A 23,111-nucleotide genomic window follows, 5' to 3' on the forward strand; every position below is an offset into this window, starting at 1 on the left:
CTCAGTCGCTCTCTCCCGTGTGATCGTCGGCGCTCGCACCGACCTGACCGTCACTTGCGTGTTCGCTCCCGTCGATGTCCTCGGCCCGGCCGCGCCGGGTGCCCGCGCTGAAGGCCTCCATCATGCGGCGGGCCTGTTCCGGAGTCCTGCCCGCCGCCCTCGTCGCGGGGTCCGCGCTCCGCTCCTCCTTGAGTTGTGGTGCGAGGCTGGCCTGTCGCCTGCGTCGGGGCAGCCCCGGGCGGTCGGGCCCGCCGCCCACCCGACCGCCGCCCCGGGCACCGTCGGTCCCGCGCCGCGGCAGGGGCGTGGCGCCGCCCGCCGAACGGGGGTCCGCGTCCTCGGCGGTACCGGTGGGGCCCGACCCGTCGCGATCGCCGGTGGCGTCGGCTCCGCCGCCCGCGACCGCCAGGTCGGGCACCTGGCGTAGCACCGGAGCGCCGGACGCGCGCGGAGCCCGGTCGACGCCGCCGTCGCCGTCGGAGTGGGGCGGCACCGGACGCAGGAGGGGCCGCTGCCGTCCGGACGGGCCGCCCGCGGCCGCGAGCAGGTCCTGTGACCGGTCGGCCCCGCGCGGCCCGCGCACGGCGTGCGCGCCGGGCCGCGTCAGACCGCCGATCCTGGGTCGCTCGGACGCGGTGCCGGGGGTGGACGTGATCAGGGCCGAGGGGATGAGCACCACCGCGCGCGTCCCCCCGTACGGCGAGGAGCGCAGCTGGACCCCGATGCCGTGCTTGTGCGCGAGGCGGGCGACGACGAACAGCCCGAGCCGGGCGTCGGTGCCCGGGCCCATGACGTCGAACTCCGGGGCCTCGCTCAGCGTGGTGTTGGCCTTGGCCAGGGCGTCCTCGGTCATGCCCAGCCCGCGGTCCTCGACCTCGACGGCCACGCCCTTGGGCACAGTCTCGGTGGCGATGGTGACCTCGGTGTGCGGCGGGGAGTAGGCGGTGGCGTTCTCGACGAGTTCGGCGAGCAGGTGGATGACGTCGGCGACCGCCGCCCCGGCCAGCGAGAGCTCGGGCGCGGACGTCACCCTGACCCGCGCGTACTCCTCGGTCTCGGAGATGGCCCCGCGCAGGATGTCCATGAGGGGGATGGGGTGGCGCCAGCGACGACCGGGCTGGGCCCCGCCCAGGATGATGAGGTTCTCCGCGTGGCGGCGGCCCCGGGTGGCCAGGTGGTCGAGCTGGAAGAGGCTCTCCAGCAGGTCGGGGTCCTCCTCCTCGCGCTCCACCCGGTCCAGGAGCTGGATCTGGCGCTGCACGAGCGACTGGTTGCGGTGGGCGATGCCGAGGAACACCCGGTTGACGCCCGCGCGCAGGTCGGCCTGCTTGACGGCGGCGCTGACCGCGGTGCGCTGTGCGATGTTGAACGCGTCGGCGACCTGCCCCACCTCGTCGTCGCCGTGGTCGAGCTGTTTCATCTCGGCGTCGAGGTCGACGGTGTCCCCCGCCTCCAGGCGTCGGACGATGCGGGGCAGGTCGGAGCGGGCCGTGCCGAGCGTCTCGGCCCTCAGCTTGGCGAGGCGGTAGGTGAGCCTGCTGGCGGAGCGGGCGGCGACGCCGTAGGCGAGGGTGCCCGCGAAGAGGGAGATGATGCCGCCGCCCAGGGCGAGGGTGAGCATCCAGGAGCTGGCGTCCTCGCCCGCGGTGACCACGGAGGAGGTGCGGGTGTCGATCACCGCGCCGAGGTCGGCGGTGACGCGGTCGGCCGCCTCGCGCCATCCGTCGAGTCCCGAGGGCGGAGCGGTGTCGCGGGTCGGCTCGGCGGTCAGGGGGTCGATGGTGACGGGGGGTTCGTGGCGGGCGAGGGTGTCGGTGATGTCGAGGGCCGCGCGCCAGGCGTCGCTCTCGGCGAGGGCGAGCGCGGTGGGGGCCTCGGCGTCGAGCGCGGCCCGGCCGGGGCGGGTGGTGGTCACGCGGTGGCGGGTGTCGGCGGCGAGTTCGGCGACGCGCAGCTGGTCCTCGCGGGTGAGGCGGTCCCGGGCGAGGATCGCGCTGACCCGCGCGTCGGCGTGGCTGAAGCTCTCCATCGCCCACATGAGGTCGGTGGCGGCGGAGGCCTCGGCGGAGGCGGGGCCGTCGTCCAGGGCGCGCGCGATGCTGGAGTAGAGGCGGATGCCGTGGTGGACGGCGGTGGTGTAGGCGGCGAGCGTGGCCTCGACGCCGCCGGGGTCGACGAGGTTGTCGGACCGCGTGGACTCCACCTCGTCCAGGGAGGTGAAGAACGCGTCGGCGAGGTCGGCGACCCCCGGTTCGTCGCGGGCCCCCAGGCTGCCGCGCAGGTCGCGGACGCGGTCGAGGGCGGCGTCGGTGGACTCCGCCGCGTCGGCGAGGGCCCGGCGCGACTCGGTGCCGGGTCCGGACAGGAACTCGGCGCTGAGTCGGCGCTCCTCCTGGAGACGGCCGAGCGCGTCGGCGAGTTCGATGCCGTCGCGTCCGTCGTTGACGGCCGCCCGGAGGGAGACCGCCTGGACGAGCGTGGCCGTGCTCAGGACGGCGAACAGGGCCAGGAAGGTGATGCTGGGGATCAGCACCATCCTGTTGAGCTGTGCTCTGATGCCGTGCCCGGCGGCGCCCGGCTGTCCCATCGCACTCCTCCCCACCGACTGGTCGCGGGCACCCGGTTCGGCGTGGCCGCGCAGCGCCCGGCGGACCGACCACCCGACGTGTCCGTCGCGCGGTGGGCCGGGCCCACGGGGGCACGCGCGATCCCGCTGTGCGCGGGGAGTACAGACAAGGCCACGTATGGTGCCCGCAGATTCAGGACGCTACCGCACTCGCCTTCCGGGTGCTGGGGGAACGCCGAAATGGGCGCGGAGTGGGCGGTCCGGGCCGTGGAAGCGGACGCGTCGGGAGGATGTGCGAACCAAGGAGGGCCGCGCCGACCGCGTCGTTCGGGGGGCGGCACGCGGACGGGCGCCTCCCCTGGCGGGAAGGCGCCCGTCGGCGGTGTCGCCGGCCGCTACCCGGCCAGCCAGCCGTCCCGGTGCGCGGCGACCCCGGCGCGGAGCCGTTCCAGCTGCTCGGCGACGCGGACGGGGGCGGTTCCGCCCTTGCCCGCGCGGGAGGCGAGCGAGCCCTGGACGGTGAGGACCTCGCGCACCTTCGGCGTCAGGTGCTCGGAGACGGCCGCGAAGTCCTCGTCGCCGAGGTCGGGCAGGTCGATCCCGCGCTCCTCGCACACGCGCACGCACGACCCGGCGATCTCGTGCGCCTCGCGGAAGGGCACCCGCTCGCGGACGAGCCACTCGGCGATGTCCGTGGCCAGCGAGAAGCCCTGCGGCGCGAGCTCCGCCATGCGGTCGGTGTGGAAGGTGAGCGTGGCGACCATGCCGGTCATCGCGGGCAGCAGCAGGTGGAGGCTGTCGACGGCGTCGAAGACCGGCTCCTTGTCCTCCTGGAGGTCCCGGTTGTAGGCGAGCGGGAGCCCCTTGAGGGTGGTGAGCAGGCCGGTGAGGTCGCCGACGAGGCGGCCCGCCTTGCCCCGGGCGAGTTCGGCGACGTCGGGGTTCTTCTTCTGCGGCATGATGGACGACCCCGTGGAGAAGGCGTCGTCGAGGGTGACGAAGGAGAACTCCTTGGTCGCCCAGAGGATGACCTCCTCCGACAGACGCGACAGGTCGACGCCGATCATGGCGGTGACGAACGCGAACTCGGCCACGGCGTCGCGGGCGGCGGTGCCGTCGATCGAGTTCTCCGCCGAGGCGGGGAAGCCCAGTTCGGCGCCGACCGCCTCCGGGTCCAGGCCCAGCGACGAACCGGCGAGCGCGCCCGACCCGTAGGCGGACACGGCGGCCCGGCGGTCCCAGTCGCGCAGGCGCTCGACGTCGCGCAGCAGGGGCCAGGCGTGCGCCATCAGCTGGTGGCCCAGGAGCACGGGCTGGGCGTGCTGGAGGTGGGTGCGGCCGGGCATGGCCGCGTCCGGGTGGGCCGCGGCCTGGTCGGCCAGCGCCCGGACCAGCGCCAGGACCTCGTCGGCGATGGTGCGGGCCTCCTCGCGCAGGTACATGCGCACGAGGGTGGCGATCTGGTCGTTGCGGGACCGTCCGGCGCGCAGCCGGCCGCCGAGTTCGGGTCCGACCCGCTCGATGAAGCCGCGTTCCAGGGCGGTGTGCACGTCCTCGTCCTCGAACACGGGGGTGAACGCGCCCGAGGCGACGTCGGCCTCCAGCCGGTCCAGCCCCTCGATCATCCGGTCGAGTTCGTCGGCGGTGAGCAACCCGGCGCGGTGCAGTGCGCGCGCGTGCGCGCGTGATCCGGCGATGTCGTGGCGGGCGAGCCGCCAGTCGAAGTGGGTGCTCAGCGAGAGGCGGGCCAGCGCCTGGTCCGGGCCGCCCTCGAAGCGGCCGCCCCACAGGCGCAGGGCCTCGGGCTGGCCGGCGCCTGGCGTCCCGGTGCCGGGCTGATCGGCCATGGTGGTCTCCTTCGGTGGAACGTGGTCGTGGACGTGCGGGGGTGCGGCGGCGCCGCGCCCGCTCATCTTCGGTCGGCCAGGCGCAGCAGCGCGTCGGCCAGGTCCTCGCCGCCCTGGGGGTCGCGGGAGATCACCAGGATGGTGTCGTCCCCGGCGATGGTGCCCAGGATGGCGTGGAAGTCGGTGTGGTCGATGGCCGAGGCCAGGAACTGGGCGGCGCCGGGCGGGGTGCGGACGATGACCATGTTGGCCGAGGCCTCGGCCGAGACCAGCAGGTCCTCGGCGAGTCGGGTCAGGCGGGCGCCGGAGGCCTCCGCCAGGTCGAGCGTGTCGGGTCGGGTGCGTTGCAGGCGCTCGCCGCCCTCCCCCGGCAGGACGTAGGCCAGGTGCCCGTCGGCGGTGCGGAGCTTGACCGCTCCGAGTTCGTCCAGGTCCCGGGAGAGCGTGGCCTGGGTGACCTGGACCCCGGCGGCAGCCAGGCGCTTGGCCAGCTCGCCCTGGGAGCGGACGTCCTCGCGGGTCAGGACGTCGGTGATCCGGGCGTGCCGGGCCGCCTTGGTCATCGGCGCGGTGCCGCCGCCCTCGTTGGTCATCGGCGCCCGCTCCCGGCGTCCGCCGCGGAGTCCAGGAGGAAGGCGAGGAGGGCCTTCTGGGCGTGGCGGCGGTTCTCCGCCTCGTCCCACACCGCGCTCTGGGGGCCGTCGATGACCTCGGCGGCGATCTCCTTGCCCCGGTAGGCGGGCAGGCAGTGCAGGACGACCGCACCGGGGTGCGCGGCGGCGAGCAGTGCCGAGTCGACGATGTAGCGGCGGAAGGGAGCCTCGCGGCCGGCCGCCTCGTCCTCCTGTCCCATGGACACCCAGGTGTCGGTGGCCAGGACGTCGGCTCCGTCGGCCGCCTCGCGGGGGTCGGTGGTGACGGTGACCGATCCGCCGGTGGTCGCGGCGATCTCGGCGGCGCGGGCCAGGACGGCGGGGTCGGGCTGGAAGCCCTCGGGCGCTCCGACGCGCACGTGCAGTCCGGCCGTGGCGCCCCCCAGGAGGTAGGAGTGGGCCATGTTGTTGCCGCCGTCACCGAGGTAGGCGAGGGTGAGCCCGGCCAGCGTTCCCTTGTGCTCGCGCACGGTCTGGAGATCGGCCAGGATCTGGCAGGGGTGGAACTCGTCGGTGAGGGCGTTGACGACGGGGACCGAGCTGGACCTCGCGAGCGTCTCCAGGTCGGCCTGGGCGAAGGTCCGCCAGACGACGGCGGCGACCTGGCGCTCCAGGACGCGGGCCGTGTCCTCCAGGGGTTCGCCGCGGCCCATCTGGGTGGTGGCGGTGTCCACCACCAGCGGGGCGCCGCCGAGATCGGAGACGCCGACGCTGAAGGAGAGCCGGGTCCGGGTGGAGGGCTTGTCGAACAGGAGCGCGACGGTCCGCGGACCCGCGAGCGGACGGAGGTCGAAGCGGTCCTTCTTCATGGCGTCGGCGAGGTCGAGCACCCGGGCCTGTTCGGCCGGAGAGAGGTCGTCGTCGCGCAGGAAGTGCCGGGTCATGACTGCGTCTCCTTGCTGGCCGCGGCCTCGGCGGCGTCGAGGACGGTCGGCAGCGCCTCGATGAACACGCCGATCTGTTCGGGGGTGATGACCAGGGGCGGGGCGAGGCGGATGGTCTCGGGACCCACCGCGTTGACCAGGAAGCCGCGCACGGCGGCCTGCTCCTGGACGTGGGCGGCGGCGGGGGCGGTCAGGGCGAGAGCCCGCCACAGGCCGCTGCCGCGCTGGCCCCCCAGGAGGGGGTGGTCGATGGCTTCGAGCTGCTCGGCGAGCAGGTCGCCCATGACGGCGGTGTGGGCGAGCAGGCCCTCGCTCTCGATGGTGTCGAGGACGGCGAGGGCGGCGGCGCAGGCGACGGGGTTGCCGCCGAACGTGGATCCGTGGTCGCCCTTCCGGAAGGCGTCGGCGTAGCGGCCGAAGCCGACGCAGGCGCCGATGGGCAGTCCGCCGCCCAGACCCTTGGCGAGGGTGAGGACGTCGGGGCGCACGCCCGTGTCCTGGTGGGCGAACCACTGCCCGGTGCGGCCGATACCGCTCTGGATCTCGTCGAGGACGAAGGCGGCGCCGGTGTCGTCGCACACGGCGCGCACGCCCGCGAGGTAGCCCTCGGGCGCGGGGATGACGCCGGCCTCGCCCTGGGTGGGTTCGGTGAAGACGGCGACGCAGCCCCGGTCCACGGCGGCGGTGAGCGCGTCGAGGTCGCCGTGGGGGACGAACCGCACGTCCATGCCGTAGGGGCCGAAGGGCTCGCGGATGGCGTCCTTCCCGGTCAGGGCGAGTGCCCCGGAGGTGCGGCCGTGGAAGCCGCGCGTGGCGGCGACGAAGTAGTGGCGGCCGGGCCCGGCGGCCCGTTTGACGAGCTTGAGCGCGGCCTCGTTGGCCTCGGTGCCGGAGTTGGCGAAGAAGACCTTGGCGTCGCCGCCGAGGAGTCCGATGAGCCGTTCGGCGAGCTCGACCTCGCGTTCGTGGACGAACAGGTTGCTCGTGTGGGCGAGTGTGGCGGCCTGGTGGGCGACGGCCTTGACGAGGGCGGGGTGCCCGTGTCCGAGGCTGGAGACGGCGATCCCCGCGATGAGGTCGAGGTACTGGCGTCCGTCGGCGTCGTAGACCTCGCAGCCGCGCCCGAGGGTGAGCGCGACGGGCGGCACTCCGTAGGTCGGCATGAGCGCGGCCGAGAACCGTTCGCGCAGGGTGGCACCGTTAGTCACTTCACGCCTCCTGTGTGGTGGACGGTGGTTTCGGTGGGGCGCCAGGGGCGCGGGTGGTGGCCGTTCCCGGCGAACAATGCGGCTTCGAGCTCCTCGTCGGCGACCATGGTGCCCACACCCTGGTCGGTGAAGACCTCCAGCAGGAGCGAGTGCGGGACGCGGCCGTCGATGATGTGCGCCTGGGGCACGCCGCCCTCGACGGCGTGCAGGCAGGCCTCCATCTTGGGCAGCATGCCCGACGACAGGGTGGGGAGCAGGGAGCGCAGCTCGTCGACGTTCAGGCGGCTGATCAGCTCGGTGTTGTCGGGGTAGTCGGCGAACAGGCCCTCGACGTCGGTGAGCATGATGAGCTTGCTGGCGCCCAGGGCGACGGCGAGCGCGGACGCCGCGGTGTCGGCGTTGACGTTGTAGACGCCGCCGTCGTCGGCGCGGGCGACGCTGGAGATGACGGGGATCCTGCCGTCGGCGATGAGGGCGGCCACGGCCCCGGGGTCGACGGCCGTCACCTCGCCGACGCGTCCGATGTCGACGGTCTCGCCGTCGACCGTGACGCTCTTGCGCTCGGCGGTGAGGAGGTTGGCGTCCTCGCCGGACAGCCCGACGGCGAACGGGCCGTGCTGGTTGACCAGTCCGACGATCTCGCGGTTGACCTGGCCGGTGAGGACCATGCGGACGATGTCCATCGCCTCGTCGGTGGTCACGCGCAGTCCGGCGGTGAAGGTGGACTCGACCCCCGCCCGTTCGAGCTGCGCGCTGATCTGGGGTCCGCCGCCGTGGACGACGACGGGACGCAGGCCCGCGTAGTAGAGGAAGACGACGGACTCGGCGAAGCGGACCCGCAGCTCCTCGCTGACCATGGCGTTGCCGCCGTACTTGACGACGACGGTGCGGCCGTGGAAGCGGGAGAGCCAGGGCAGCGCCTCGATGAGGTTGGCGGCCTTGTCGATGGCCTGTGCCCGGTCGTCCTTGGGGTCTGGGCCGGGTGCGGAGTTCGTGCCGTGCTTGGGCGGGCGGGAGATCATGAGGAGGTTCCGTGGTCGGTGGCGGGGGCGCCGGTCGTCGATGCCGCGTCGCCGGGGGTGTCGGTGCCGACCTGGGCGGCCAGGTCGGCGCACACCTCGGTGAGCAGGGCCGCGAAGGCGTCCGGGGCGGGTCGGACACCGCTGGCGCCGCTCGACATGAGCAGGGCGGTGTCATTGGTGGCGGTCAGCGGGGCGAAGTTCTTGGCCATGGCCGCGGCCAGCAGCTCCTGGCAGTGTTCGGCGGTCAGGTCGGCGTCGGTGGTGATGACGCACTGGACCGAGGACACGGAGGCGTCGGGTCCCTTGGCCATCGCCCCGACCGTGTAGCCGTCTCCTCGCCGGAAGACGATCTTGGCGACGGTGTCGGTGGTGCGGATGGCGTCCGCGGCGGCCAGGCCCCCGCTCCGGCCCGCCTCGTCGAGCGCGGCGGTGACGCCGTCGCGCAGGGCGTCGAGGGGCGGCCGGACCGCGGGGGGACCGCTGGAGCAGAGCACGATCTCGGCGGCGGAGTCGGACAGGGCGTCGGCGGCGTGTTCGGCGACGGCGTGGACGTCCTGGAAGCCGAGGGGGCCGGTGCCCGCGTTGGCGCCGTCGGAGTTGAGGACGGCGGCGCGCACGCGTCCGCCCGCGACGACCTGCGCGGACCACAGGACGGGCGCCGCGCGGTCGGCGGCCTCGGTGAACACGGCGCCGGCCGCGCGGGTGGGTCCGTCGTTGACGACGACGGCGACGTCCCGGGCTCCGTCGGCGGACAGACCCGCGGCGACTCCGGCGGCGCGGAAGCCCCGGGGTGCGGTGACACTCACGGTGTGCCTTCCTGTTTCTACGGGGCGACCGCGGTGAGCGGCAGACCGGTCGTCTCGGGCAGGCCGAGGGCGAGGTTGGTGCTCTGGACGGCGCCGCCCGCGGTGCCCTTGGTGAGGTTGTCGAGGGCGGCGACGGCGACCATCCGGTTCGCGTCGGGGTCCACGGTGACCTGGACGAGCGTGGTGTTGGCGCCGAGCGTCATGGCGGTGCTGGGCCAGGTGCCCTCGGGCAGGAGGGCGGTGAAGGGCTCGTCGGCGTAGGCGGTCTCATAAGCGGCGCGGACCTGGTCGGCGGTGACGCCGGGGCGCAGCGGCGCGGTGCAGGTGGCGAGGATGCCGCGCGGGAGCGGGGCGAGGACCGGGGTGAAGGACAGCCGGACCGGTTCGCCGGTGACGGAGGTCAGGTTCTGGACGATCTCGGGGTTGTGCCGGTGGGCGCCGCCGACGCCGTAGGGGCTGAGCGCCCCCATGATCTCGCTGCCGACGAGGTGGGGCTTGGGCGCCTTGCCCGCGCCGGAGGCGCCGGTGACGGCGACGACGGTGAGGTCGGGCTCGACCAGCTGTTCGGCCAGGCCGGGGAAGAGGGCGAGGGTGGCGACGGTGACGTGGCATCCGGGCACGGCGACGCGTCGGGCGCCGGCGAGCCGTTCGCGCTGTCCGGGCAGTTCCGGGAGGCCGTAGGGCCAGGTGCCCGCGTGCGGGGTGCCGTAGAAGCGTTCCCACGCCGCAGCGTCGTTCAGCCGGAAGTCGGCGCCGCAGTCGACGACCAGGACGTCGTCGCCCAGCCGCTGGGCGATGTCGGCGGACTGGCCGTGCGGCAGTGCGAGGTAGACGACGTCGTGGCCGCGCAGTTCGTCCACGGTCGTGGGGGCCAGGACGCGGTCGGCGAGCGGACGCAGGTGCGGCTGGTGCTCGATGAGCGGGGACCCGGCGTTGCCGCCGGCGGTGAGGGCGCCGATCTCGATCTCCGGGTGGCCGAGCAGCAGGCGCAGCAGCTCGCCTCCCGCGTATCCGCTGGCTCCGGCGATCGCGGCGGTGTATCCCATGGTGCTCCCCCATTCGAACCTGACTGAACTATCATGCACGCCTCTGCAAGTTTATGCAAACGTACACGGGAGCACACCGGCCGATCCGGCCGGGGTCGCACCGCACGCGAAGGGGATCGGCGCTTCGACTACTCGGTGACCTCGGGATGGCGGGGACTGGCGTAGTCGATCCACACCGTCCGGTTCTCCTCATCCACCGGATACCAGATCCGGCCCGCACTGGTGACCTCGCTCTGCCAGCGTGAGGTCGGTTTTCCCCGGAAGGACTCAGTCGCCATGGTCCCCTTCATCCTGTGATGCCGGTTGCCGTGCTCCGACGTGTCGGGGTGCGTACGCGTGATCCACCAAGCGGCTGACGTGTGCCCCGGAACCTGCTGGCAGAGTTCCTCCCACCCCTTGGCGGCCTCTGAGGTCAGGAATCGAACTTCGTACTCACCGTCACGCGCCGGAGGGGCGACGCGGTCCCCGCGCTTCGGGCTCACTCCACCACCCCTGGAGGAGGGGGCACCGGACCGAAGTCGGCGTCAGGGTCACGTTGACGAGTCAGTGCCGCGAGGGTCTCGGGATCGGCGTAGACCTCGGCGGTGTGCTTCCACTGTGTCACCAGGGTGAAGACCGGGGCATTGGTGTCGAGTTCCTCGATCGACGTGAGCATCTCCGACAACTCGGCCAGAAACGCGCGTACATCCTCGGGCGGGAGGAAGCGCACCCACGGAAACACCTCCGGGGCGACCTCCATCGCCAGGCGACGCTTCTCCTCGCCCCCGGTCACCAACGCCCTCAGGAAACGCACAGCCGTGTTGACCATCTCCGTGCGGCGCTGGCCCTCCTCCGCATCAAGCAGGACGAGGTCCACGTCATCCCGACGGCGCAGGCGCAGCTCGTGGGCTCGGGACTCCGCGAGCTTGGCGGTCGTCGCCTTGGGTCTGTTGATCAGCTCGGAGAAGGGCACCTCAGGAATCATGGCCATGACATTGGATGTACTTCACATGTCACAGCCTGTCAGGGGAATCGAAAGACCGGTCAGCGGCCCGCGATGCGCGTGGCCAGTCCGGCGAAGCGGGAGGTGTGGGCGCGCTCCTCGGGGGTGCGGGACTCACGGCGGTCGGCGGTGCGGTACAGGCCGTAGATGACCTGGGTGCCGACCCAGCGCAGGGGTTCGGGCTCCCAGCCGCGGACCTGGTGGCCGACCCACGGCAGGCGGGTCAGGTCGGTCTCCCGGCCCAGGACCAGGTCGCGCAGGGTCCGCCCGGCGAGGTTGCTGGTCGCCACACCGCTGCCGACGTAACCGCCCGCCCAGCCCAGGCCGGTCTCGGCGTCCAGATGCACGGTCGGACACCAGTCGCGGGGCACCCCCAGCACCCCGGACCAGGCGTGCTCGACGGGCACGTCGGCCACGTCGGGGAACATACGGGTGAGCGCGCGCCAGAGTTCGGCGATCGCCTGGGGCTGGGTGGCGCCGTCCCGGTCCTGTGCGGAGCCGAAGCGGTAGGGCACGCCCCGGCCGCCGATCGCGATGCGGTCGTCGGCGGTGCGCTGGGCGTAGACGTAGGAGTGCGCGGTGTCGCCGAGGACCTCGCGCCCGCTCCAGCCGATCTTCTCCCACAGGGCGGGGGCGATCGGCTCGGTGGCGATCATCGAGGAGTTCATCGGCAGCCACTCGCGGCGCTGGCCGCGCAGGGTGGAGGTGAAGCCCTCGGTGGCCCGGACGACGTGGTCCGCGTAGACGGTGCCGTGGTCGGTGACCGCGGCGGGACGGGCGGCGCCGCTGCGCGGGCGGATCTCCCGCACGGCGGTGTCCTCGTAGACGTCGACGCCGAGGGCCTCCACCACGCGGGCCAGGCCGGTGGCGAGCTTGGCGGGCTGGACCCGGGCGGCGTGCGGCGAGTACGCGGCGGCGACGGCGCCGTGGACCGCCAGGCGCGGTTCGTGGTCGGCCTCCACGAGGTGGATGTCGTCGGGCCAGTAGCCCCACTCCTGGAGGTAGTCGATCTCCTCGGCCAGGCGTTCGCGCTGGGCGGCGTTGGTGGCGACCAGGCGCATGCCGCCCTTGACGATGTCGGCCTCGATCCCCTCGGCCTCGGCGACGGAGACGACCTCGTCGACGGTGGCCATCATCGCGCGTTGCAGGGCGATCATGGCGGACTTGCCGTGTGACCGCGCGTAGCGTTCGCGGGAGCCCGCGAACTCGGCGGACAGCCACCCTCCGTTACGGCCCGAGGCGCCGAATCCGGCGAACTCGCGCTCGACCACGGCCACCCGCAGGTCCGGCTGGGCCTTCTTGAGGTAGTAGGCGGTCCACAGGCCCGTGTAACCAGCGCCGACCACGCAGACGTCGTAGTCCGCGTCGCCGGGCAGGGCGGCGCGGCGCTCGGGCAGCCCGGACTCGCGGAACCAGAAGGAGACGCCGCCGTTGCGGAATCGCGAGGACCGGGGAATCGGCCTCATCTGCGCCGCAGTCGTGAAAAGTCTCATCATTCCCCCCGGAACCTCTTCGCTCGCGGTCCACCCCGCCTGGGACCCGAGAACTCCCGCCAACCTACACGGGAACGGCGGCGCGTGGGATGTTTTCGACACGTTCGGGCGGATCGCCATGGGAGTGTCGGAGGGAAACGACTACACCGTGTCCGGCCCGTTCGGGCCCCTCAGTGGCAGGCGCTGTCACGGAGAGTACGCGCCAGGGCGGCCAGTTGTCGAACCCCGTCCGCGCCGAGCGGGCCCAGGACGTGCTCGCGCAGCCGTTCGACGTGCTTGACGCGGACCTCGCCGATGAAGGCCAGTCCGGCGTCGGTGAGCGTCGCGTACACGACCCTGCGGTCGGAGTCGCAGGACGCCCGCTCCAGGTAGCCCTCGCGCTCCAGTCGGTCGGCGAGTTTGGTGAAGCCGCCCGTGCTCAGGCTGACCTCGCGGGCCAGACGGCTCATCGGGAGGCGGTGGCCGGGGGTGCGCTGGAGCCGTATGAGCACCTCGAACCAGGGGCCGGCCATGTCCCGGCCGTCCGGCGTCACCCCGCCGAGCAACGTGGGCTGCAGGGCGTTCACCGCCTCGTGGACCAGCCCCCAGGCCGTGATGAGGTCGTCGTCGCTCGGCGGTTCGGCCCCCGTGCCCGACCGTGTGTCCGTCGTCCCCGCGGTCATGTCCCCGTCCCCTCATGGACGTATCACGCCCATCTCACCCACAAGAAGTATCTTCCCAGAAAATATTACTCGATGGGCGACATGTGGGCCAGCACGGCACGTCCCCGACGCGGACGGGGTCGCGTCGGGTCGGACGTCGGGGAACGGGAGGCGGAGGGGGGCGGAGGGCCCGCGCGGCGACGGCGGCCGTCGGACGGGGGACGTCTCCGACCGTGTCCCTGCCGTGCCCCGGACGACGGCAGGGACACGGTCGGTCAGTGCCGTGCCGCCACCGCGTCCAGCGCGCCCGCGAGGGTGGAGACCAGGTGGTCGATCTGCTCCCACGCGATGACCAGCGGCGGCGAGACGAGCAGCGCCGTGGGCACCGGCCTCAGGATGACGCCGCGGGCGCGCGCCTCGGCGAACACCTCCGCCGTGGTGATCCCCCGGTCGACGAGCGCCTCCCGCGTGAGTTCGACGGCGCCCATGACGCCGACCCCCGAGCGGACCTCCGCCACCAGCGGGTGGTCGGCCAGGGTGCGCAGCGCGCTGTCGAGGTGGCGCTCGACCTCCAGGGCCACGGTGAACAGGTCCTCGCGCTCCAGGATGTCCAGGTTGGCCATGGCCGCGGCGCAGCACGCGGGGTGCCCCGCGTAGGTGGTGCCGTGCAGGAACGGGTTGCCCGGTTCGTTCCAGAAGGGGTCGGCGATCCGCCCGCTGGTCACCACGCCGCCCAGGGGCAGGTACCCGCTGGAGACGCCCTTGGCGAAGACGATCATGTCCGGGCTCACGCCGAAGCGCTCGATCCCGAACCAGTTGCCCATGCGGGCGAAGCCGCAGATGACGCTGTCCACGACGAAGAGCACGCCGTACCTGCGGCAGATCCGCGCGACCTCGGCGAAGTAGTTCTCGGTCGGCGGGAACACCCCCCCGGCCCCGATCACCGGCTCGGCGAAGAAGGCCGCCACCCGGTCCGGACCCACGCGCAGGATCTCGGCCTCCAACGCCGCGGCGGAGTCGTGCGGCACCACCGAGGTGTCCTCCACGAGCGGTCCGTAGCCGGCGCGGAAGCGCTCCATGCCGATGATGCTGCTGCCGAAGCCGTGCAGTCCGTGGTACCCGCCGGTGCGGCTGATCAGGTGCGTGCGCTGCGGCTGGCCCAGAACGTCCCAGTAGCGACGGGCGAGCTTGGTGGCGGTCTCGATCGACTCGCCTCCCCCGCAGGTCAGGATGACCTTGGCGTCGTCGACCGGCGCGTGCGCGGCCAGGCGTTCGCTCAGCTCCCGCGCGGGCCTGTTGCTGAAGTCGCCGTAGACGGTGTAGGCGTCGAGGGCGGTGATCTGGCGGTGGACCGCGTCCGCGATCTCGGTGCGACCGTGCCCGACGTTGCAATACCAGAGGCTGGACGTGCCGTCCAGGTACCGGTCGCCGGCCGTGTCCCAGAGCCACACGCCCTCCGCGCGCTCCACGACGAACTCGGGGCCCGCGGCCACGGTGTTCATGTCGCAGAAGGTGTGCCAGAGGCGGCTGGGCTCCCGGTGTTCCTTGGGGATGAGCGCGGACGAGACAACCGTTTCGGTCATAGGGCGACCTCCGAGCCGAGTCATGCGCATGAGCGCAGCGGAAAACTCAGGTTGAACCGACCCACACCCGGGCCCCAGAGTGTGTCAGGTGCTTGCAGGCTAAGTTCTCCACCCGGCCGCTAGCAAGAGCCAAAACGTGCTTTCATGCCCCGAAACCCAAACTTCATGCGCGTTACCCTTGGTGATCGTCGCCAAAACCCCCTCCACGCAGGAAAAACAGGCCGAAAATCCGTTCAGGATCGGTGTCCGCGCAGCGAGGTTTTCGTGGTCCGCCGGGTGGCCGGGTCGCCCGCGAAGCACCCCCGTAACAGACCACGGCGGGACCGGTCGTCCCCGTCTGGGACGGACCGGCCCCGCCGCGTCCGTTCGGGGCGCCGCGAGGGGCGGGCACCCGGTGCGGGCTACGCGCGCGGCGCGGCTCCCGTACGCTCGACCGCCCTGGCCACGGCCGCGTCGCGCGCCGCGGTGGCCTCCTCCGCGGTCAGCGTGCGGTCGTGGGCCCGGAAGCGCAGGGTGAAGGCCACCGACTTGCGCCCCTCCCCCACCTGCTCACCCGTGTACACGTCGAACAGCCGGACGCTCTCCAACAGATCGCCCGCGCCCTCGGCCAGGGCCTCGTCGACCGCCGCGACCGGCACCGACGCGTCCACGACCAGCGCGACGTCCTGGATGGCCACCGGGTAGGTGGACACCACGGGCGCCACGGTCTTCGTGCGCGCCCGCTCGATCCGGTCGAGGTCGACCTCGACGGCGGCCGAGCGCTCCGGCAGGCCGAACGCCTTGACCGTGCGCGGGTGCAGCTCACCGGCGTGTCCGACGAGCAGCCGCTCGCCGTCCACCCGGGTGAACAGGGCGGCGCACCGGCCGGGGTGCCAGGGGGCGTGCTGGTCGGCCTCGACCTCCAGGGGGACCCCGGCGATCCGGGCGATCTCACGGGCGACCTGGACGGCGTCGGCCCAGGAGGCCGCGCGACCCGGTCCCCACCAGCCCGCGCGCTCGGCGTCGCCCGCCAGGACCGCGGCGACCCGCCGCGGCTGGTCGGGCAGCGCCGCGTCGATCCGGGCCAGCTCCTCCGCGCTGGGACCGCGGTCGACCGGCAGCAGCGGCGCGCGGGTCGCTCCGGGCTTGGGCCGGTAGACCAGCCCCGTCTCGAAGAGGGAGACGTCGGTGAAACCGCGGCCCACGTTGCGGGCCAGCGCCTTGAACAGGCCCGGCAGCAGCGTGGTGCGCAGCAGCGGTTCCCCGTCGTTGAGCGGGTTGGCCAGGCGCAGGCTCGTGCGGCGGGCGTCGTCGGCGGGCAACTGGAGTCCGTCGAGGTCGCGTTCGCCGACGAACGGGTAGCTGAGCACCTCGTCGAACCCCGTGGCGGCCAGGGCCCGCCCGACCGCGCGACGCAGCCGCTGGCTGGCGGTCAGCCCGCGCCCGGAGGGGGCCCGCGGCGGGATCGAGGGGATGTTCTCGTAGCCCTCGAACCGGATGACCTCCTCGGCCAGGTCGTTCGGGTCGGTCAGGTCGGGCCGCCAGGTGGGCGGGGTCACCGACAGCCCGTCGCCGTCGGCCCGTACCGAGCAGCCCATGAGGCCCAGCCACTTCTCCGTGGCGCCCTCGGAGTAGTCGACCCCGGCGACGGTGGACGCGTGGGCGGCGCCGATCCGGATCGGCTCGCGCGGCGTGGACCGGTCGACGTGCGTGTAGGCGCTCTCGACGACGGCCCCGCCCAGCTCGGCGAGGAGCCGGGCCGCACGGGTGGCGGCGGCCAGCTGCACGGCCGAGTCGATGCCGCGCTCGAACCGGCGGGAGGACTCCGAGGACAGCTGGTGGCGGCGCGAGGTGCGGGCGATACGCATCGCCTCGAAGTGCGCGGCCTCCACCAGGACCTCGGTCGTGGTCAGGGAGATCTCCGTGGACAGACCGCCCATGACGCCCGCGATGTTGACCGGCCCGGACGGGTCGGCGATGACGATGTCGTCGGGGTCCAGGGCCCGCTGGGCGTGGTCCAGGGTCTCCAGCTTCTCCCCCTGCGCGGCGGCGCGCACGGTCAGGCCGCCCTTGAGACGACCGCGGTCCCAGGCGTGCAGCGGCTGGCCGAGTTCGAGCATCACGTAGTTCGTGACGTCGACCGCCAGAGAGATGGGACGCACGCCGCTCTGGTGCAGGCGGCGCCGCATCCACATCGGGGTGGGGGCCTGCGGGTCGAACCCCGTGGCGCCGCGCAGGACGTAGCGGTCGCACAGCTCCGGGTCGATCTCGGCGGGGTGCCCCTCACCGGTGGACGCGGGGACGTCGAACGCCGCCGGATCGCGGAAGTCCACCCCGTACAGCGCGGCGGCGTCGCGGGCGACACCGCGCATGGACAGCGCGTATCCGCGGTCGGGGGTGACGGCGATGTCGAGGACGTCCTCGCGCAGGCCGAGCGGGCCCATGGCGTCCGCACCGGGCTCGCCGAAGCCCTCGGGCAGGACGATGATGCCGTCCGGGTCCTCCCACAGCCCCAGCTCGGGGGCGGAGCAGATCATGCCCGCGGACGTCCTGCCGTAGGTCGTGCGGGCGCCGATGCTGAAGCCGCCGGGCAGCACCGCGCCGGGCAGCGACACGACGACGAGGTCGCCCTGGACGAAGTTGCGGGCGCCGCAGACGATCTCCTGCGGCTCTCCGGTGCCGTTGGCCGAACCGACGTCCACCCGGCAGAACCGGATGGGCTTCTTGAACTCCGTGAGCTCCTCGATCTCCAGCACGCGGCCGAGGACGATCGGGCCGGTGAGGTCGGAGCCGAGCTCGTCGACGGTCTCGACCTCCAGGCCGGCCAGGGTGAGCTGGGCGGCGAGGTCGCGGGCGGTGACGTCGGACGGAAGGTCGACGTACTCCCGCAGCCAGGTCATGGGGACGCGCATCAGTTCTCACTCCCGAACGCCGAGGTGAAGCGGACGTCGCCCTCGACCATGTCGTGCATGTCGCGCACGCCGTGCGCGAACATCAGTGTCCGTTCGATTCCCAGGCCGAAGGCCCAGCCGCTGTACACCTCGGGGTCCACCCCGGCGGCGGTGAGCACGCGCGGGTTGACCACGCCGCAGCCGCCGATCTCGATCCAGCCCTCGCTGGAGCAGGTCCGGCACGGCGCGTCCGGGTCGCCCACGGACGCGCCCCGGCACGCGAAGCACTCCATGTCCACCTCGGCGGACGGCTCGGTGAACGGGAAGTAGGAGGCGCGGAACCGGGTCCTGAGCCCCTCGCCGAACATGCCGTGGACGAACGCGTCGATGGCTCCGCGCAGGTGCGCCAGGGTGATGCCCTCGTCCACGACCAGGCCCTCCAGCTGGTGGAAGACCGGGCTGTGCGTGGCGTCGAGTTCGTCGGTGCGGAAGGTCTTGCCGGGCGCGACCACGTAGACGGGCAGCTCGCGGTCGAGCAGGGCGCGCACCTGCACCGGGGAGGTGTGCGTGCGCATGACCAGCCCGGAGTCGCCGCCGTCGGGGCCCTCCACGAAGAAGGTGTCCTGCATGGTGCGGGCCGGGTGGTCGGGCAGGAAGTTGAGGGCGTCGAAGTTGAACCACTCCGCCTCGACCTCGGGGCCCTCGGCGATCTCGAACCCCATGCCGACGAAGATGTCGGCCATCCGTTCGGCGACGGTGGTCAGCGGGTGCCGCGCCCCGCGTGAGGTGCGGTCCCAGGGCAGGGTGACGTCGACCCGCTCCTCGACGAGGACGCGCTCGTCGCGCTCGACCTCCAGGACGGCCTGGCGGGCCTTGAGGGCCTGGCCCACGTCTCGGCGGGCCCCGCCCACGCGCTTGCCCGCGTCGGCCTTGGCGGCCGGGGGCAGCGCGCCGATCTCCCGGTTGGCCAGCGCCAGCGGGGAGCGGTCCGAGGCGTGCGCGAGCCGGACCTGCTTGAGTTCGTCGAGGTCTCGGGCTGCCTCGATGGCGGCCAGAGCCTCCTCACGCATGCGGGCGACCTCGTCGGGGTGCAGGGGGGTCACCTCGACGGGGTCGAAGGAATCATTCGGTGCAGACATGGTTGGTTGCCTCGCCGCCGGACCCCGCGACGGGGGCGGGCGGCAGTCACGGTCCGCCTCGGGGGCGGACGAAGCCGACAGGACGAGCACGAGCGGGGCGCCCGGGTGACGGGGCCACCGCCGGGCCCGGGCACGCTGGAACGCCCACCGGGGCCGAAGGTCTGAATGCTCAGACGAACTCGGGTGTCCCGGCGGGCATGGTAAATCGGAACTCGGCGCCGCCGCTGGGGGCGCGCCCGACGGTGATCGTGCCGCCGTGGGCCTCGACGAGGCCCTTGACGATGAACAGCCCGAGGCCGGTCCCGCTCCGGTGCTTGCTGCGCCAGAACTGACGGAAGACGCGCGGAATGGTCTCGGGCGCTATGCCCTGGCCCTCGTCGCGCACCGACACCGCTGCTCCTCCCTCACACGGCTCGATCACCACACTGACAGTACCAGCGCCGTGCCGCACCCCGTTTTCCACGAGGTTCGACAGGATCTGGCCGAGCTTGTCGGCGTCGAGCCACATCTGCGGGAGTTCGCCGCGCGTCTCGACGCGGAACCGCTCCTCCGGCTCCCCGGCGGCGACCCGCCCGGCGACCACCCGCCGCACCGCGTCGGGGAGGTCGACGACCTGGCGGCGCACCTCCAGGCGGCCGGACTCGATCCTGGAGACGTCGAGCAGGTCGTGGATCAGGCGCGTGACACGGTCGGCGTCGGCGTTGACCGTCTCCAGCATGAACAGCTTCTGCTTGTCGGTGAGCCGCTCCCACTTCGTCAGCAGGGTGGAGGTGAAGCCCTTGACGCTGGTCAGGGGCGAGCGGAGTTCGTGGGCGACCTCCGAGACGAGGTCGGCGCGGCTGCGGTCGGCGCTGGTGGCGGCGTCCCTGAGGGTGATGACGAGGCGGACGAGGTCCCCGCCAGGGCGGGCGCGGACGTAGCGGGCGGCGACGAGGATCTCGCGGTCGTCGGGCAGATAGAGGGCCCGCTCGGTCTGGCGGACGCGGTCGCGGTCCCCGCCGTAGGGGTCGCTGGCGTCCCACCAGTCGTGGCCGTCGGGCCCGACGAGGGGGAGGACCTCGCGGAAGCCGCGTCCCAGCGCGACGCGGGCGGGGGTGGCGGTCAGGTGGGCCGCCTGCGCGTTGAACAGGACGACGCGGCCGCGCGCGTCGGCGACCACCACCCCGTCGGGGAGGTCGTCCGCGTGGAGAGGCGCTCCGCCGGGGCCGCCGGACGCGCCGTCCACGTCCCACAGGTCGGCGGCGTCGGCGTCCGTCGCACGCGCGAAACGAACGTCGGGATCGTGCGTATTCTCCGGATCATGGGGAATGTCGGTAGTCGGTTCGGCCCCTCGCCCGGGGTCCCCCGTGGAGCGCCCGGTCCCGTCGCCTGACTCCTCCGCCGGGTGATCCGCCTGCCGGCCGCTGCCCACGCCTCTCCCCGCTCCCCTTGAAGATCCACGACCGCACGCCTCCGGGCCGAGGACCGCTGACCGGTGGCGTGCGACCCACGTCCGCGAGCGCCACCGCAGGTTGTCTACCCTGCACTCCGACCTGGTACGCCTGGTGGACCGGGTTCGGGACGTCCGACGGGAGGCGAGCGTACAAGCACTCCCCGAGCGCCCCGCGGGCCGGATACCGGGCTCCTCCCCCCGGACGGCGCGACGCGTGCTCACGCGGTGTCGTCAAGCCTGCCCGGCGACGGCGGTCCACCGCACCATCCCACCCGTCACACGGGTCGGTGAACAGGCGGCTACGCGGAATCCGCATAGGCCGCGGCGGCTTCGGCACGACCCTATCGGTACCCGCCGCCCGTGCAGGCGCGTTCCGGAGCGATGACGTGTGGTTCGGACGCCGCGGGTGCGTCGCGGGCGGGGCGGCGCGCGACGGAGAGTGAGCGCGGGACCGCCGGGCCGGGGCGTCGGGGTCAGTCGCCGGCGCGCCCGGAGCGCCGCTGCTGGCGGGCCGTGGTGTAGAGGCAGACCGCGGCGGCCGTGGCCAGATTCAGACTTTCGGCCCCGCCGTAGATCGGAACGCTGACCGCGCCGTCGGTGAGGGCGACGGTCTCCTCGGGCAGCCCCCAGGCCTCGTTGCCGAAGACCCAGCCCACCGGGCCGTCGAGGTCGCCCCCGTCCGCGACTCCGTGCAGGTCGCGCGGGCCGCCCCCGTCCGCGGCCCACACCGCGGCGCCCCGTTCGCGCAGGAAGTCCACGGCCTGGGAGACCGGAACGCCGACGACCACCGGAAGGTGGAAGAGGCTTCCCGCGGAGGCACGCACGCACTTGCCGTTGTAGGGATCGACGGAGGCGTCGGTGAAGACGACGACGTCGGCCCCGGCCGCGTCGGCGGTCCGCAGGACGGTGCCCGCGTTGCCGGGGTCGCGCACGTGGGAGAGCACGACCCCCAGCCGGACCCCGCCGACCCGGTCGAGGGGCACGTCGACGAACTCGCAGACCGCGATGATCCCCTGGGGGGTCACGGTCTGGGCCAGCTCCGACATCACGTCGAGACTGACCTGGTGGGTGGGGACGTCGGCCGCGCGGGCCGCGTCCACCAGATCGATGTGGCGCTGCATGGCCTCCGCCGTGGCGAAGACCTCGACCACACCGGCGCCGGTCCCCGCGTGGGACCGGCCGTCGTCGGCCGCGGCGGCCAGGGCCTCCCGGACCGCCTGCGGTCCCTCCGCCAGGAAGCGTCGCTCACGCTGGCGGAAGGTGCGCTTGGCGAGCCGCCGAACCCCCTTGATCCTGGGTGAACGGATGCTCGTGAACTCGTGGCTCGCCATCGCGTCGTCTCCTGAGGGCGTCAGGCCGCGGCGGTGGCGGGGAGGGCCTGCTTGGCCTTCTCCACCAGGGCGGCGAACGCGGCCTCGTCGTTGACGGCCAGCTCGGCCAGCATGCGACGGTCGACCTCGATGCCGGCCAGCTTCAGGCCCTGCATGAGACGGTTGTAGGTCAGGCCGTTGGCGCGGGAGGCGGCGTTGATGCGCTGGATCCACAGACGACGGAACTGCCCCTTGCGGTCCTTGCGGTCCCGGTAGGAGTAGGTCATCGAGTGGAGCATCTGCTCCTTGGCCTTGCGGTACAGGCGCGAACGCTGACCGCGGTAACCACTGGCGCGGTCGAGGACGACCTTGCGCTTCTTCTTGGCGTTGAGAGCCCGCTTCACGCGTGCCACTGTGACTCCCTCGTTGTCTCTTCCGGCGCGCACGGCGCGCCGACCGGCCCGGCTCAGGCGAGCCCGGCGGCCGTGGTCGCTTCAGGTTGTTCTCCTCCGGGTGCCGTCACCGCGCCGAACGCGTCGGGCGCGCGGGCACTCCCAGACGGGAGGAGAAGGGGTTCGGCCTACTTGCCGAGGAGCTTCTTGATGCTCTTGGTGTCGGCGGGAGCGAGCACGGCCTCGTTGCTCAGCTTGCGCTTGCGCTTGGAGGTCTTGTGCTCAAGGATGTGGTTCTTGTTGGCACGGCGGCGCATGATCTTGCCGGAGCCGGTGACCTTGAAACGGTCCTTGGCTCCGCTGTGGGACTTGTTCTTCGGCATGTCGCCGTCGTCTCCTACTCCGTCGGCGCGCCACCAGCGATGGGCTGGTGACGCGGTTCTTCCGCTGCTATGGCGGGCCCCAGCGCGCCGTCCGACCGACGCATCCGGGCCGTTCGCGCACAGCCCGCCCCACCACCCGGCTTCCGCTTTCACGGCGACCGGGCGGTGGGGGACTTCCCCTGACGCCGCTACGCCTGTTCGCGCTGCTGGCGGCGGGTCCTGTCCCCCGCCGCTGCACGGGCCTCGGCCTTGTGCTCGGACCGCCGCTTGTGCGGGCCGATCACCATGACCATGTTGCGGCCGTCCTGCTTGGGCTGGGACTCGACCGTGCCAAGATCCTGGACGTCCTCGGCCAGCCGCGCCAGCAGTCGGCGGCCGAGTTCGGGCCGGGACTGCTCGCGCCCGCGGAACATGATCGTCACCTTGACCTTGTCCCCGCTCTTGAGGAACCGGACGACGTGACCCTTCTTGGTCTCGTAGTCGTGCGGATCGATCTTCGGGCGGAGCTTGATCTCCTTGATGATCGTGTTCGACTGGTTCTTGCGCGACTCGCGCGCCTTCACCGCGGACTCGTACTTGAACTTGCCGTAGTCCATCAGCTTGGCGACCGGCGGGCGGGCGGTCGGCGCGACCTCGACGAGATCGAGGTCGGACTCCTGCGCCAGACGCAGTGCGTCCTGCACGGAGACGATGCCGACCTGCTCACCGTTGGGTCCGACAAGACGGACCTCGGGCACCCGGATGCGGTCATTGATGCGGGGCTCGGCGCTGATGAGACCCCTCCCTAGCTTTCTCGGATTACCTGGGACCGGCCGTCCGCCGGGCGGAGGACGGCCTGCTCGACCGGGGATCCC

Annotated in this window: 20 protein-coding genes; all 20 read right to left on the reverse strand. The window is 72.9% G+C overall.

All coding sequences use genetic code 11. The annotated features are described in order from the left end of the window. Window position 1: 1 nt before the first annotated feature. Window positions 2–2,587: a nitrate- and nitrite sensing domain-containing protein gene (locus tag ACIBFB_RS24790; RefSeq protein WP_397234101.1), complete on the reverse strand. Its 2,586-nt coding sequence runs from the start codon at window positions 2,585–2,587 to the stop codon at window positions 2–4. Window positions 2,588–2,961: 374 nt separating this feature from the next. Beyond that, window positions 2,962–4,413: an argininosuccinate lyase gene (gene argH / locus ACIBFB_RS24795; protein ID WP_397234103.1), complete on the reverse strand. Its 1,452-nt coding sequence runs from the start codon at window positions 4,411–4,413 to the stop codon at window positions 2,962–2,964. Between the two features lie 62 nt (window positions 4,414–4,475). Next, window positions 4,476–5,006, reverse strand: coding sequence for an arginine repressor (locus ACIBFB_RS24800; protein WP_397234105.1), 531 nt, complete (start codon window positions 5,004–5,006; stop codon window positions 4,476–4,478). Then, entirely contained in the window at window positions 5,003–5,950 is a 948-nt protein-coding gene (gene argF / locus ACIBFB_RS24805; protein ID WP_397234107.1) for an ornithine carbamoyltransferase, read from the reverse strand. The genes ACIBFB_RS24800 and argF overlap by 4 nt, the downstream gene beginning before the upstream one ends. Next, a complete protein-coding gene (locus ACIBFB_RS24810) occupies window positions 5,947–7,158 on the reverse strand; it encodes an acetylornithine transaminase (protein WP_397234109.1) in 1,212 nt (403 codons plus the stop codon). The genes argF and ACIBFB_RS24810 overlap by 4 nt, the downstream gene beginning before the upstream one ends. Continuing rightward, window positions 7,155–8,180, reverse strand: coding sequence for an acetylglutamate kinase (argB, locus tag ACIBFB_RS24815; protein ID WP_397234111.1), 1,026 nt, complete (start codon window positions 8,178–8,180; stop codon window positions 7,155–7,157). Before argB ends, ACIBFB_RS24810 begins: the two co-directional genes overlap by 4 nt. Continuing rightward, window positions 8,177–8,986, reverse strand: a complete 810-nt coding sequence (locus ACIBFB_RS24820; RefSeq protein ID WP_397234113.1) for a bifunctional ornithine acetyltransferase/N-acetylglutamate synthase — start codon at window positions 8,984–8,986, stop codon at window positions 8,177–8,179. The genes argB and ACIBFB_RS24820 overlap by 4 nt, the downstream gene beginning before the upstream one ends. Before the next feature lie 17 nt (window positions 8,987–9,003). After that, window positions 9,004–10,032 (reverse strand): N-acetyl-gamma-glutamyl-phosphate reductase, encoded by a 1,029-nt coding sequence (gene argC / locus ACIBFB_RS24825; protein WP_397234115.1) that lies wholly within the window; start codon window positions 10,030–10,032, stop codon window positions 9,004–9,006. Window positions 10,033–10,160: 128 nt separating this feature from the next. Continuing rightward, window positions 10,161–10,310: a hypothetical protein gene (locus tag ACIBFB_RS24830; protein ID WP_397234117.1), complete on the reverse strand. Its 150-nt coding sequence runs from the start codon at window positions 10,308–10,310 to the stop codon at window positions 10,161–10,163. Window positions 10,311–10,510: 200 nt separating this feature from the next. Beyond that, window positions 10,511–11,002, reverse strand: a complete 492-nt coding sequence (locus ACIBFB_RS24835) for a hypothetical protein (RefSeq protein WP_397234119.1) — start codon at window positions 11,000–11,002, stop codon at window positions 10,511–10,513. Between the two features lie 53 nt (window positions 11,003–11,055). Next, the gene (locus tag ACIBFB_RS24840; RefSeq protein WP_397234121.1) at window positions 11,056–12,480 is read right to left on the reverse strand and encodes an NAD(P)/FAD-dependent oxidoreductase; all 1,425 of its coding nucleotides are present in this window, start codon (window positions 12,478–12,480) and stop codon (window positions 11,056–11,058) included. A 197-nt stretch (window positions 12,481–12,677) separates the two neighbouring features. Next, on the reverse strand, window positions 12,678–13,169 hold the full coding sequence (locus ACIBFB_RS24845) for a MarR family winged helix-turn-helix transcriptional regulator (RefSeq protein ID WP_397234123.1): 492 nt from the start codon (window positions 13,167–13,169) through the stop codon (window positions 12,678–12,680). Window positions 13,170–13,423: 254 nt separating this feature from the next. After that, on the reverse strand, window positions 13,424–14,650 hold the full coding sequence (locus ACIBFB_RS24850; RefSeq protein WP_397234236.1) for an aspartate aminotransferase family protein: 1,227 nt from the start codon (window positions 14,648–14,650) through the stop codon (window positions 13,424–13,426). Between the two features lie 482 nt (window positions 14,651–15,132). Then, a complete protein-coding gene (gene pheT, locus ACIBFB_RS24855; protein WP_397234126.1) occupies window positions 15,133–17,622 on the reverse strand; it encodes a phenylalanine--tRNA ligase subunit beta in 2,490 nt (829 codons plus the stop codon). Further along, the gene (gene pheS, locus ACIBFB_RS24860; protein ID WP_397234128.1) at window positions 17,622–18,740 is read right to left on the reverse strand and encodes a phenylalanine--tRNA ligase subunit alpha; all 1,119 of its coding nucleotides are present in this window, start codon (window positions 18,738–18,740) and stop codon (window positions 17,622–17,624) included. The genes pheT and pheS overlap by 1 nt, the downstream gene beginning before the upstream one ends. A gap of 169 nt (window positions 18,741–18,909) precedes the next feature. Next, on the reverse strand, window positions 18,910–20,151 hold the full coding sequence (locus ACIBFB_RS24865) for an ATP-binding protein (RefSeq protein ID WP_397234130.1): 1,242 nt from the start codon (window positions 20,149–20,151) through the stop codon (window positions 18,910–18,912). A 494-nt stretch (window positions 20,152–20,645) separates the two neighbouring features. After that, window positions 20,646–21,503, reverse strand: coding sequence for a TrmH family RNA methyltransferase (locus ACIBFB_RS24870; RefSeq protein ID WP_397234132.1), 858 nt, complete (start codon window positions 21,501–21,503; stop codon window positions 20,646–20,648). 20 nt (window positions 21,504–21,523) lie between these two features. Next, the gene (rplT, locus tag ACIBFB_RS24875; protein WP_358572802.1) at window positions 21,524–21,895 is read right to left on the reverse strand and encodes a 50S ribosomal protein L20; all 372 of its coding nucleotides are present in this window, start codon (window positions 21,893–21,895) and stop codon (window positions 21,524–21,526) included. Between the two features lie 167 nt (window positions 21,896–22,062). Beyond that, window positions 22,063–22,257: a 50S ribosomal protein L35 gene (rpmI, locus tag ACIBFB_RS24880; protein WP_017599963.1), complete on the reverse strand. Its 195-nt coding sequence runs from the start codon at window positions 22,255–22,257 to the stop codon at window positions 22,063–22,065. A 188-nt stretch (window positions 22,258–22,445) separates the two neighbouring features. Then, window positions 22,446–23,108, reverse strand: coding sequence for a translation initiation factor IF-3 (gene infC / locus ACIBFB_RS24885; protein ID WP_083678385.1), 663 nt, complete (start codon window positions 23,106–23,108; stop codon window positions 22,446–22,448). Window positions 23,109–23,111: the final 3 nt, after the last annotated feature.

It is taken from the genome of Nocardiopsis sp. NPDC050513 (genome assembly GCF_044457925.1).
GTDB lineage: Bacteria > Actinomycetota > Actinomycetes > Streptosporangiales > Streptosporangiaceae > Nocardiopsis.

What these genes read in the sequence shown, in the direction of transcription:
- argC (WP_397234115.1), bottom strand. Translation starts at nt 10,032, where the DNA reads ATGGGATACACCGCCGCGATCGCCGGAGCCAGCGGATACGCGGGAGGC.
- pheS (WP_397234128.1), bottom strand. Translation starts at nt 18,740, where the DNA reads ATGTCTGCACCGAATGATTCCTTCGACCCCGTCGAGGTGACCCCCCTG.
- pheT (WP_397234126.1), bottom strand. Translation starts at nt 17,622, where the DNA reads ATGCGCGTCCCCATGACCTGGCTGCGGGAGTACGTCGACCTTCCGTCC.
- ACIBFB_RS24850 (WP_397234236.1), bottom strand. Translation starts at nt 14,650, where the DNA reads ATGAACACCGTGGCCGCGGGCCCCGAGTTCGTCGTGGAGCGCGCGGAG.
- ACIBFB_RS24840 (WP_397234121.1), bottom strand. Translation starts at nt 12,480, where the DNA reads ATGAGGCCGATTCCCCGGTCCTCGCGATTCCGCAACGGCGGCGTCTCC.
- argB (WP_397234111.1), bottom strand. Translation starts at nt 8,180, where the DNA reads ATGATCTCCCGCCCGCCCAAGCACGGCACGAACTCCGCACCCGGCCCA.
- ACIBFB_RS24830 (WP_397234117.1), bottom strand. Translation starts at nt 10,310, where the DNA reads ATGGCGACTGAGTCCTTCCGGGGAAAACCGACCTCACGCTGGCAGAGC.
- ACIBFB_RS24870 (WP_397234132.1), bottom strand. Translation starts at nt 21,503, where the DNA reads ATGGCGAGCCACGAGTTCACGAGCATCCGTTCACCCAGGATCAAGGGG.
- ACIBFB_RS24835 (WP_397234119.1), bottom strand. Translation starts at nt 11,002, where the DNA reads ATGGCCATGATTCCTGAGGTGCCCTTCTCCGAGCTGATCAACAGACCC.
- rpmI (WP_017599963.1), bottom strand. Translation starts at nt 22,257, where the DNA reads ATGCCGAAGAACAAGTCCCACAGCGGAGCCAAGGACCGTTTCAAGGTC.
- ACIBFB_RS24790 (WP_397234101.1), bottom strand. Translation starts at nt 2,587, where the DNA reads ATGGGACAGCCGGGCGCCGCCGGGCACGGCATCAGAGCACAGCTCAAC.
- ACIBFB_RS24800 (WP_397234105.1), bottom strand. Translation starts at nt 5,006, where the DNA reads ATGACCAACGAGGGCGGCGGCACCGCGCCGATGACCAAGGCGGCCCGG.
- argH (WP_397234103.1), bottom strand. Translation starts at nt 4,413, where the DNA reads ATGGCCGATCAGCCCGGCACCGGGACGCCAGGCGCCGGCCAGCCCGAG.
- ACIBFB_RS24845 (WP_397234123.1), bottom strand. Translation starts at nt 13,169, where the DNA reads ATGACCGCGGGGACGACGGACACACGGTCGGGCACGGGGGCCGAACCG.
- argF (WP_397234107.1), bottom strand. Translation starts at nt 5,950, where the DNA reads ATGACCCGGCACTTCCTGCGCGACGACGACCTCTCTCCGGCCGAACAG.